Here is a 473-nt window from a genome sequence, read left to right as displayed (position 1 = left end):
GCAAAGCCGCGGCCCTGCTCGCCGGCCCGCGCCGCTTCGACCGCCGCGTTGAGCGCCAGGATATTGGTCTGGAAGGCGATGCCGTCGATCACGGCGATAATGTCGACAATTTTTTTCGACGACGTGTTGATCGCGCCCATGGTACCGACCACCTGCGCCACCACGGCGCCGCCGCGCACCGCCACTTCCGACGCCAGCGCCGCCATCTGGTTGGCCTGGCGCGCATGGCCGGCGTTCTGTTTCACGGTGGAGGTCAGCTGGGCCATCGAGTCGGCCGTGTTGCGCAGGGAGCCCGCCTGCTGGCCGGTGCGCGCCGACAGGTCCAGGTTGCCGCTGGCGATGCGCTGCGAGGCGTCGGCGATGGTGTCGGTGCCGCCGCGCACCTGGCCGACGATGTCCTGCAGGCTGGTGTTCATGGCGTTCAGCGCCTGCAGCAGCTGGCCCGTTTCGTCGCGCGCGCCCACGGTCACCTT

General features: G+C 69.6%; 1 protein-coding gene. It reads right to left on the bottom strand.

Annotated elements, in window-relative coordinates; translation table 11 throughout:
• A partial coding sequence (locus tag RTQ46_RS26655; RefSeq protein ID WP_312440631.1) for a methyl-accepting chemotaxis protein occupies nt 1-473 on the bottom strand: 473 nt, incomplete at both ends.

This window comes from Janthinobacterium sp. (assembly GCF_031995485.1).
Taxonomy (GTDB): Bacteria; Pseudomonadota; Gammaproteobacteria; order Burkholderiales; family Burkholderiaceae_D; genus Janthinobacterium.
This window is presented reverse-complemented; position numbering and strand designations above follow the sequence as displayed.